Annotated in this window: 8 protein-coding genes; 2 read left to right on the forward strand and 6 right to left on the reverse strand. The window is 71.3% G+C overall.

Features of this window, described 5'->3' with window-relative positions; all coding sequences use genetic code 11:
- Nucleotides 1-95 precede the first annotated feature (95 nt).
- From AC08OV_RS04285 to AC08OV_RS04300, 4 genes are all read right to left on the reverse strand, one after another.
- The gene (locus tag AC08OV_RS04285) at nucleotides 96-737 is read right to left on the reverse strand and encodes a dTDP-4-dehydrorhamnose 3,5-epimerase family protein (protein WP_476614364.1); all 642 of its coding nucleotides are present in this window, start codon (nucleotides 735-737) and stop codon (nucleotides 96-98) included.
- A complete protein-coding gene (locus AC08OV_RS04290) occupies nucleotides 734-1,762 on the reverse strand; it encodes an NAD-dependent epimerase/dehydratase family protein (RefSeq protein ID WP_476614363.1) in 1,029 nt (342 codons plus the stop codon). Before AC08OV_RS04290 ends, AC08OV_RS04285 begins: the two co-directional genes overlap by 4 nt.
- A 164-nt stretch (nucleotides 1,763-1,926) precedes the next feature.
- Nucleotides 1,927-2,517 (reverse strand): serine acetyltransferase, encoded by a 591-nt coding sequence (locus tag AC08OV_RS04295; protein ID WP_476614362.1) that lies wholly within the window; start codon nucleotides 2,515-2,517, stop codon nucleotides 1,927-1,929.
- On the reverse strand, nucleotides 2,517-4,652 hold the full coding sequence (locus tag AC08OV_RS04300; RefSeq protein WP_476619330.1) for an HAD-IIIC family phosphatase: 2,136 nt from the start codon (nucleotides 4,650-4,652) through the stop codon (nucleotides 2,517-2,519). The genes AC08OV_RS04295 and AC08OV_RS04300 overlap by 1 nt, the downstream gene beginning before the upstream one ends.
- 412 nt (nucleotides 4,653-5,064) lie before the next feature.
- Here AC08OV_RS04300 and AC08OV_RS04305 point away from each other — a divergent pair, with 412 nt between their 5' ends.
- Both AC08OV_RS04305 and tyrS read left to right on the forward strand, forming a co-directional pair.
- A complete protein-coding gene (locus AC08OV_RS04305) occupies nucleotides 5,065-6,453 on the forward strand; it encodes a S8 family serine peptidase (protein ID WP_476614359.1) in 1,389 nt (462 codons plus the stop codon).
- A gap of 47 nt (nucleotides 6,454-6,500) precedes the next feature.
- Entirely contained in the window at nucleotides 6,501-7,787 is a 1,287-nt protein-coding gene (tyrS, locus tag AC08OV_RS04310) for a tyrosine--tRNA ligase (RefSeq protein WP_476614358.1), read from the forward strand.
- Nucleotides 7,788-7,886: 99 nt separating this feature from the next.
- Here tyrS and AC08OV_RS04315 read toward each other — a convergent pair whose 3' ends face one another.
- Nucleotides 7,887-8,798 carry a glycosyltransferase family 2 protein gene (locus AC08OV_RS04315; protein ID WP_476614357.1) on the reverse strand — a complete coding sequence of 304 codons (912 nt, stop codon included), beginning with the start codon at nucleotides 8,796-8,798 and terminating at the stop codon, nucleotides 7,887-7,889.
- A 228-nt stretch (nucleotides 8,799-9,026) separates the two neighbouring features.
- Nucleotides 9,027-9,993: glycosyltransferase family 2 protein (locus AC08OV_RS04320; RefSeq protein ID WP_476619331.1), on the reverse strand; the 967-nt coding region annotated here is incomplete at its 5' end.

Here is a 9,993-nt window from a genome sequence, read left to right on the forward strand (position 1 = left end):
ACCCCACGCCCCGCCCACTTTTCCCTGCCAGCATTGATTTTCACTGGTGGAGCGGGGCCCTCGCCCGACGGTTGGCCGAACCGGGGGCGACGGATTCAGGCTGTCGCGCCGACCCCGCCGAGTGTGTGAGCTACATCACGCTGGATGCCGGAAGACCCGGGTGGCACGGCGTCGCCGGACGGTCCGGCCTGGCCCCCGGCCGGACCATCGCCGGCCAGCAGCGGCCAGGCACGGTCCTTGTCGGAGATCACCGAGACGGGCAGCGGCCAGACGATGCCCAGCCGCGGGTCGTCGAAGCGCAGCCCACGGTCGTGTCCCGGCGTGAACGGGACGTTCATCTGATAAGTCGCCTCGGTGGAGTCGACGAGCGTCTGGTACCCGTGCGCCAGGCCCGCGTCGATGAACAGCGCCCGATGGTTGTCGGCCGAGAGCTCCACCGCCACGTGCCGCAGATAGGTCGGCGAGTCCGGGCGGGGATCGACGACGACGTCGAGCAGGGCGCCGCGGGTGCAGCGCACCAGCTTGGTCTCCCGCACCGGCTCCCCCGCCCAGTGCATCCCGCGGACGGTGCCCGCGGAGGCGTTGTAGGCCACGCTGCACTGGGCGACGTCGACCGTGAGCCCCGCGGCGGCGAACTCGCCGGCACAGAACGTGCGCGCGAACATGCCGCGGGCATCGGAGAATGGCTCGACATCGACGATCATCACCCCGGCGATCGGCGTCGACGTAATGATCATGGGTGGGCCCAGAACAGGTCGGCGTCGAGCTGGCCGGTGCGGATCAGGTACTGAAGCTGCTTGAGCCGGGTGTGCCCGCGGCCGGTGAACGTCTCGTTGTCGAGCTGGATGCGGGTGAAGACGTCGTGCAGCTGCTGGGCGCCCCTGAGCGCGTTCCAGTCGCAGGAGAAGCCGGGCAGGGTGGAGGCGATCTTGTCGAACGACACCCGGTAGCTGCGGTTGTCGCCGGCGTTGTCACCGAAACTCAGCGTGCAGCCGGTGAACACCGTGGCAACCGCGTCCGCGATCTCCTTCACCTGGTAGTTCTGCTCGCTGTCGCCGACGTTGAAGATCTGGTTGTGCACGATGCCGCGCGGTGCGGTCAGCACCAGGCGGATCGCCTTCGCGATGTCGAGCCCGTGGATCAGCGGGCGCCACGGGGTGCCGTCCGAGGTCATCGCGATCTCGCCGGTGGTCCAGGCCACCCCGGCCAGGTTGTTGAGCACGATGTCGAAGCGCTGCCGCGGGGAGGCACCGTAGGCGGTGGCGTTGCGCAGGAAGGTCGGCGAGAAGGTGTCGTCCGCCAGCGGGGCGACGTCACGCTCCACATAGACCTTGCACTCGGCGTAGGGGGTCTGCGGGTTCACCGGCGAGGCCTCGGTGACGTCCGCACCGGTCGCGACGCCGTAGACGCTGCAGGAGGACATGTAGACGAACCGTTCGACGCCGGCCTGCTTGGCCAGCTTCGCCAGCCGGACCGAGCCGACGTGGTTCACCTTGTACGTCACGTCCGGGGCGAGCGCGCCGAGCGGGTCGTTGGACAGCTCCGCCATGTGCACGACGGCGTCGACCCCCGCGAAGTCCTCGACCGTGAGATGGCGGAGGTCCTTGTCAAGGGTCAACGGGGTCCGGTCGACGCCGCGGTACAGCCAGCCGTACTTGTAGTAGCCGGTGTCCACGCCGATGACCTCGTGACCATCGCGCAGCAGCTCGGGCGCGAGCAGGCACCCCAGGTACCCCTCCGTGCCCGTCACGAGCACCTTCATCCGCGAGTCCTCCCCATCTCGGCAATGGCACAGGTCGGGTCCAATCGGACACCAGCGTTCCGGCCTCAAACCGTACCGAGTCGATCCCACGAGCCGGTCGCCGACATCCCGCAGTGGCGCGTCGGCGGTCTCAGCGTGCCGGCGGACGCGTCACCCGGACGGTCTCAACGCACCGGCGGGCGCATCACCCGCGCGGGAGCGGCGAAGACGGTCGAGCCCGCCGGCACGTCCGTCATCACGATCGAGCCCGGGCCGATCTTGGCGTCGTCGCCGATGCTGATCGCCCCGATGAGATGGATCCCGGGGGCGAGTTCGACCCGCTTGCCGATCTTCGGCACGTCCCGCGGGTCCGCCGTACCGCTCGCGTAGCCGATGGTCAGGTTGTGCCGCAGGGTGCAGTCGTCCCCGATCACGCAATGCGGCGGGATGAGGATTGCCTGGTGATGGCCGATGTGGACCCGGCGGCCGAGCCGCGCCTGCTCGTCGAGCTCGGCCCCGTACAGGTTACGGATGATCAGTTTGTTGACCACCTTGTAGAAGACGGTCACGATCCCGCGGACGGGCCGGCTCCGGGTGCGCCGCCACTGCCCGATGCGATAGACGGCGAGCACGTGCAGGCCCGGGTGGGCGAACGATTTGTAGTGCCGGCGCCAGTCCTCCTGCAGGATCTCCCACAGCCCGAGGTCGGAGGCATCCCGGGTGTCCTGATCGCCGGCCGGGCCACCGAAGATCTGCCGCAGTCGCTTCTGCACCATCAGCGGGGCACCTCTTCCGTCTTGCGGTCCCGCAGCCACGGCTGGGGGAGCACCTGGGGGGACAGCCCGGCCACGGCGCCGGACGGCTCGGCCACGACGACCCGGATGAGCCCAGGCGGCAGGTACGGTGACCGCGCATCACGGCTCCAGTACGTCGTCTCCGCAGCCGAGGTGATCCCGTCCGGAGGTGCGGGCACCACCCCGGCTGATCTCCCGGCCGGCAGCGTCGCCGGCGCCGGGTCGACCCGCCCGACCCGCTCGAAACCGAGCCGTTCGTAGAGGCCGGCCACCAGAACGTTCTTCGCCGACGGCCGGTAGTGCCCGGTCACGCGGGCGAGGCCGCGGCGGCGGGCCTCGGCGAGAACAAGCGCGGCAACCTCGTCCTCGAGGGTCCGGCCGATCACCCGGCAGCTCATCAGCCAGGTGTCGATGTCCAGCGCGCCCGCCGACTCCACCGCGATGACCACGGCGACCAGACCGTGGTCGGCGAACCGGTCGGCGAGCCGGACACAGAACACCGCCGTGCCGGGGTCGGCGGCCAGCCGCTCGATCTCAGCGGCGCCCCGGCGGCGACCGGTCAGGTTGAACTGGTTGGTCTTGCCGACCAACTGGGCGACCCGCGGCAGGGTCATGTCGTCGAGCGGGACTACGGTGGCGGTCATGTCCAGCCCGCGGTGGAAGTCCTCCAGCGAGGTCGCCGCCGCCGCGGCGGCGGCCGTCTCGGCCCGGGCCCGGTACGCGGCGGTGCGCGCGGCGTCCTCGGCCGTGAGGGCGGTGGCCTCGAAGAAGGGGTAGTCCGCCAGCGCCCGGACGTAGCCGTGCGGATCGGCGGGCAGCGCCACGACGTCCACCTCGGGAACGAGCTGGCGGACGACCTCGCGTTCGGCCGGGTTGTCGTCGACGAAGACCAGCGCGTCGAGGCCGAGGCCGAGCGCGGCGGCGATCCGGCGGATCTGCGTCGGCTTGTCGTCCCAGCAGGCACTGAACACCGCGATGTCATCAAGGCCGAGCCGCATCCCCGGATGACGCTCGAACGCCTCCCGGGCGTCGGCGTCGTTGTTCTTGGAACAGACGGCGAGCACGACCCCGCGGGCCTTCAACTCGGCGACGTACGTCTGGAACGCGGCGAACGCCTCCCCGACGGCGCCGTCGCCGAGCGCGATGCCGGCCAGGCCGTCTTCCCCGAGCACGCCGCCCCACAGGGTGTTGTCGAGGTCGAGGACCAGGCACTTCCGGCTCGTTCCCAGCTGGGCCCCGATCACCGCGGCGGTGTGCCGGGCCAACAGCGGCACCTGCGCGAGCGACACCGCTTGCTTGGACCGGTGCCAGTACCGCGCGTCAAACCAGGCACGCTTGCCCACGTCGGCGGCGAGCCGCTCGCAATCGACGAAGGCGACCCCGTCGCCTCGCTGGCCGGACACCCGGCCGAGTTCGGCGTTGACCCGCGCGAGCATCGTCGGCCGGGAGCCGGGAACCCGCAGCGCCAGATGGCCGAGCGTGACCTCGCCGGGGATGGCGAAGGTGTGCTGGACGATCCGGGCCCCGCACCGATTTATGATCATGTCCCACAACGACGTCCAACGCTCGACCTCGGTGGCCACCGCGGCGGCTGGGTCGTCGGCGACCGCCGGCAGGGCGGTCTCCCCAGCGTGCACCGCGAGCACGACGACGTCGGGCCGGAACCGGTAGAGCTCACTCGCGGGGTCCAGGATCTCCTGGCGGTACTGCCCATAGCCGCATTCGTAGACCTCGACGGCGACCCCGGCTCGCGCCGCGGCCAGCGGCAACAGCGCGGCGAACTGCGATGTCGTGTAACTGCCGAGCACGGCCACCCGCGCGGACCTCGGCAGCGGCACGACCCGCGGCAGGACGCGGCGCAGCACGCCGGCAACGGCCGACCAGGCACCGAGATCGCTGCCGGCGTCGGTGAGCGCCAGGGCCCACCGTACGGCTCCGGCGTCGTCGCCGACCCGCTCGTGCGCGACGGCAAGATCACGGCACAGCGCCGCGGCCGGGATCTCGCTCGTGGCGGCGCGCGCGGTCAGCTCGGCGATCCGCGGGTGTCCCGGCGGTGACGCGACGCCCTCGCCGACGCCTGTGCCGACGCCTGTGCCGACGTCCCTTCTGTCGGTCATTGCTGCGGCCCCTCCCGGTGCGACTCTTCGCGGCGCCCATACGCACTTTCTCGGCACTCTACCGTCACGTAAGTGTTGATACGCGACGGAGCGGCCATCAGGCCAAGGCGGCAGCCGGGGACGCGAGGAGCGTGCCGCGGTCCATGGAGGTTGCGCGTCGATCGGGACCGGGACCGGGACCGGGGAGGCGGTCACCCGGCAGCGGCACGCCCCACCGGGCATCGGCCGTCTCCTGCGCCGTCGAAGGCGCTGAAGCCGGGAAAACCACGCCGGGCCATCCGGACGAGCTACCTGCTTGGTAACAGTGGTCTGCCTAGACCATGCAATGTGGAAAACTTCCTCAGACAGGGCGCGTAACCGGACACGATCAGCCACGCCCGCCGAGCGGCAGCCCCGGAGGCAGGACCCCCTCATGCACCACCGCGCCATGCTCGGCCTGCTGGTCGGTCTCGCGCTGCTGGTCGGCCTCGTGATGACGACCGCTCCGGCCGGCGCCCTCGTCCCGCCGCACGCGGCCGGGCCCGACCCGGCTCCGATCGCGCCCGCCCGAGGCTCGCAGTGGTACCACGCTGTCCTGGGACTCGCCCAGGCACACCGGATCAGCCAGGGCGCGGGCACGGTGGTGGCCGTCATCGACGGCGGGGTCGACGCCAGCCAGCCTAAGTTGTGGGGTCAGCTGCTTCCCGGTACCGGTATCGGTCCCGGGACGGCGCGGGACGGTTGGCGCGACAATGATCCGAACGGGCACGGCACCGCCATGGCGGGCATCATCGCCGGTCGCAACGACAACGGCCGGCCCGAGGTCCGCGGCATCGCCCCGGCCGCCAAGATCCTGCCCGTCTCGACCGGCGCCGAGGCGAACTCGGAGAAGGTCGCGATCGGCCTCCGCCGGGCGGTCGACCTGGGCGCCGACGTCATCAACCTTTCCCTGGGCTCGACAGGGGCGGCGACCCCGGACGAGGAGAAGGCGGTCGGCTACGCCCTCGCGCACGACGTGGTGGTGGTCGCCTCGGCGGGGAACGTCGAGTCCGGCGACACCGCGATCAACTCCCCCGCCAGCATCCCGGGAGTGGTCGCGGTGACCGGATCGACGGCCGCTGATGGTTTCTGGCGGGAATCGGCCCGCGGGCCGCGGGCCGTCATCGCCGCGCCGGCCCCCGGTATCCGGGCCCCCGTCCCGACCAGGGTCTCCCCGGACGGCCTGGACACCGGGGGCGGTACCTCGAACTCCGCGGCGATCGTCGCGGGCGTTGTCGCCCTCATCCGGGCCGCCCAGCCGGACCTGGACGCACCCAACGTCATCGAGCGGCTCGTCTACACCGCGCGGGATGCAGGCCCTCCTGGCCGCGACGATGAGTTCGGCTTCGGCATCGTCGACCCCGTCGCGGCGCTGACCCGGGCCGTGCCGGTGGTCAGGACCAATCCGCTGCTGTCGGAACCGACACGCTGGGGGGTGGGCGGGCCCGCGCCGGCCGCCGGCCGCATCATGCCCGGCGGACAGGCCCGGGGATCCGCCGACGACGCGACGACCCACGGGGACGGCGCCACGCTCACGAGCACCGGTCCGACGAGCACCGGTCCGACGAGCACCGGTCCGACGAGCACCGGTCAGATCGGCGCAACCGGCCCGGGCTCGTCGGAACTCTCGCCACTGGCCTGGGCCGCCGGGCTCGGCATCGCGGCCTCGCTGGGCGTCCTGCTCGGGATCGTGACACATCTGCTGTACGCCTGGCAGCGCGCGGCGCGGGCGGGGCCGGGCCGCACGGGCAGCCGCGTCCGCCCGCGCTCCCCTACCGGGTGATCTCGCCGTGACACGGTGGACCGGCGCGCCACTTTTACCATGGGCGCATGACACACGCGCTCCTGGACGAGCTGTCCTGGCGTGGACTCCTCCACGCCAGCACCGATCCCGCCGAACTGCGGGAGCACCTCGACAGCGGACGGCGGCGCTGCTACATCGGCTTCGACCCGACGGCCCCCTCGCTGACGATCGGCAACCTGCTGCCGATGACCCTGCTGATCCGGGCCGCACGGGCGGGGATCGGCGCGGTCACCCTGTTCGGCGGTGGCACGGGTCTGATCGGCGACCCGTCGGGCAAGTCGGTGGAACGCAGCCTGCTCACCGCCCGGGAGGTACGGACAAACGTGCTCGGACAACAGGAGATCATGGAATCCGTCTTCGCCCGGGCCTTGGACTCCGGCCAGCTCCCGCAGTTCGTCGACAACGCCGACTGGCTCGGCGGACTCGGGATGATCGAATTTTTGCGGGACGTCGGCAAGCACTTCCCCGTCACCGAGATGGTCCGCCGTGACTCGGTGCGCCGGCGGCTGGACGATCCCGACGTCGGCCTGACCTACACCGAGTTCAGCTACTCCCTGCTCCAGGCGTACGACTTCCGCCGCCTGTGCGAGGACCACGGGGTCACCCTCCAGCTGGGCGCCTCCGACCAGTGGGGCAACATCGTCGCCGGGATCGACTACGTGCGACGGGTGCTGCGCACCCAGGTACACGGGCTGACCTGCCCCCTGCTGCTGCGTTCGGACGGCACGAAGTTCGGCAAGTCCGAGAAGGGGGCGGTCTGGCTCTCGGCCGACCGCACCTCGCCCTACACCCTGTACCAGTTCGTGATTAATCTGTCTGACGACGAGGCACGCCGGTTCGCCCTGTTCTTCTCGCTCATCGACCGTGAGCCGCTGGAGCGGCTGTTCGCCGAGCACGCCGAGGCTCCGGGCAGGCGAGCGTTGCAGCGTCACCTGGCGCGGGAGATCACCGCACTGGTGCACGGCCAAGCCGCGGTCGACGCGGCCGAGGCGGCGTCGGCAGCGTTGTTCAGCGGGGACGTGAAGGCGATCGGCGCGGATCTGCTCTCCGACGTCTTCGCCGACGTGCCCACGGTCGAGGAGCCGGCCGCCCGGCTCGAGGAGGACGGCTGGCCGGTCGTCGATCTGCTGATCGCCACCGGCCTCGCCAGCAGCAAGCGGGATGCGCGCGAGCACCTGGGCAACCGTGCGGTCCTGGTGAACGGGGAACGGGTCGGCGTGGAAGCCACCGTCGGGACCAAGGATCTGCTACACGGCTCGGTCATCCTGGTCCGCCGCGGTCGCCGGGAATGGCGGGTAGCCCGCTTCACCTAAGCCCGGGACTACCGAGTTCACTTCCCTGCCTGTCCAGAGGGACGAATCGGACAGCCAGCCCGCTGAACAGGCAGGGAACGAACGAGGGAACGGGCGCGGCTAGTTGGCCGGCGGCCCGACCAGCAGGCCCTTGATATATGCGGCGTGCTCGTCGGCCACTGCCTTCCTGCCCCGGGCTCGAGAGAGCACCGTACGCCCGGCGTAGCCGGCGACGAGCATCGAGCGCATCACGTTCACCCGGGCCGGCGCATTGTGCTTACGTAGATAACGCACCATGGACGCACCGCGCATCTGCAGCATCCACGTCTTACCGGCCCCGGAACCTCCCGCCCCGTGGGGTACCAGCAGATCGGTGCGCAGCTTCTGCCGCAGCCCCGCCTCACGGATCGCCCGGCCGAGCGCCATGTCCTCGTTGTAGACGTAGAACGTCTCATCGAAGGCGCCTAGTTCGAGGAAGGTGGACCGGCGGACGGCCATGCAGGCGCCGGTCAGCCACTCGGGGTTCATCGGGCGGCCCGGTGTCGGCCGGGCGAACAGCGCCGAGCTCGGCGCCACCTTGTGCGCTCCCAGCACGTGCAGCAGCACCCGGCGGGGCGTCGGCTCCCAGCCGCCGTTACCGAGCTCGGGCTTGTCGTCGTGCCCCTTCATGGTGGCCGCGCTGGTCACCAGTTCGGGATCGGCGATGAGGTCGTCGACCAGCGTGTCGATGACCTCCACGGTGGGCCGGCTGTCCGGGTTGCCGAGCACCACGTACTCGTAGCGCGACGAACGGATGCCCATGTTGGCGGCCTTCGCGAATCCCTTGCCGCCGCCGGAGTCAAGGTAACGGCTGTTGGGCCGGCCCGCGATCAGCTCGTCAACGCGGTCGACGCCCTCGGCGTTATCGATGATCACAACCGGCATGTCCAACGGAAGGGTCGCGAAGAGCTGCTCGAGCTGGCCACGGCTGTGAAAACTGACCAGTACCAGCTCGTACTGCCACCTGGACCAGTTGGGCTTCTCGACGGACATGGCGGCACGCTCCTCACTGCGTGTGCTGACGCGCACTCAGGTGGATGTCCACGCCTCGTGCGGTGTTGCGGTCCTGCGGTGTTGCGGTGTTGCGGTCCTGTACCACACGGTATTCCCGCCCCAGGGCGGGATGGTATTTCGCTAGGCGTAGCCGGTGACGGGCCGAGGTGGGTTCTCCAGCCAAAGCCGGTTCCGGCCGGCGTCAGCGGCGTCAGTTGCCGGACTGGGTCAGTTGCCGGCCGGGGCCAGCTCGGTCGGCGGGCCGGGCGGCGTCGTCTGCCCCGGTGGCGGGACCGGCCCCGTGGGCGCCGGTGACGTCGCGGAGGCCACGGCCGGCCGCTCCGGCTTGGGCCAGACGGCGGGCCGGTCCCGGGCCACGAAGCGCCGCACCCCGCCGAGCGCGACGGCCTGGAGGAAGAAGACCTGCGCGACCAGGCGGGTCGGACCGGGCGGCGTGCGCCCGGTCAGCAGCGCCGCGGTGCTCACAGCGCCGACGGCGTTGCCGGCCAGGAACAGCCGGGCGATCCAGCTCCGGCGGGCGGCCGGGAGGGCGAGCCCCACCAGGACGACCTGCGCCAACGGGCCGAACGACGAGCGGACCAGCCGGTGGCCCCACAGTTGCGGGGTGACCGGCAACGCGCCGGGCACCAGCGCCGCCCGGCGCCGCCAGAGCATGTCGAGGTTGCCAGCAACGATGCGGGTCCGCCGCTCCCACTCCGCCGAGTAGTCCGGGCTCGACGACTCGATCGAGTACGCCTCGGGTTCGTAGACGACCCGCAGCCCCCCTTCGAGGATGTCGAGAGCCAGCCAGGCATCGTCGACGGCCACGTCCGCGGGCAGGGGCCGAAACGCCTGGCGGCGGAAGGCCAGCATCTCGCCGACCACGCCGATGGTCGCGCCGGTCGCCGACTCGCGGCGCTTCAGCCAGGACTCGAACTTCCAGTAGAAGCCCTGGGCGCCGTCGGGATCGTCGACCTGCTTCTCCCCTGCCACCGCGCCGACCGTCTCGTCGGTGAAATGGCGGGCGGCTGCCCGCAGGGCACCGGGCGCGAGCACCGCGTTCGCATCGGTGAGCACCACGAGCTCGTGGGTGGCGGCGGCGACTCCCCGGTTGACCGCCCGCGCCTTGCCGAGGCGTTCCCCGGACGACAGCACCCGCACGCCGGGCCGGCGCGAGGCCTCGGCCGTCTTCGGA

The organism is Frankia sp. CeTa3Moorea (assembly GCF_978021225.1).

Bases quoted from the DNA above. Each gene is read 5' to 3' on its own strand.
- AC08OV_RS04285 (WP_476614364.1), bottom strand. From the start codon at position 737: ATGATCATTACGTCGACGCCGATCGCCGGGGTGATGATCGTCGATGTC.
- AC08OV_RS04290 (WP_476614363.1), bottom strand. From the start codon at position 1,762: ATGAAGGTGCTCGTGACGGGCACGGAGGGGTACCTGGGGTGCCTGCTC.
- AC08OV_RS04295 (WP_476614362.1), bottom strand. From the start codon at position 2,517: ATGGTGCAGAAGCGACTGCGGCAGATCTTCGGTGGCCCGGCCGGCGAT.
- AC08OV_RS04300 (WP_476619330.1), bottom strand. From the start codon at position 4,652: ATGACCGACAGAAGGGACGTCGGCACAGGCGTCGGCACAGGCGTCGGC.
- AC08OV_RS04305 (WP_476614359.1), top strand. From the start codon at position 5,065: ATGCACCACCGCGCCATGCTCGGCCTGCTGGTCGGTCTCGCGCTGCTG.
- tyrS (WP_476614358.1), top strand. From the start codon at position 6,501: ATGACACACGCGCTCCTGGACGAGCTGTCCTGGCGTGGACTCCTCCAC.
- AC08OV_RS04315 (WP_476614357.1), bottom strand. From the start codon at position 8,798: ATGTCCGTCGAGAAGCCCAACTGGTCCAGGTGGCAGTACGAGCTGGTA.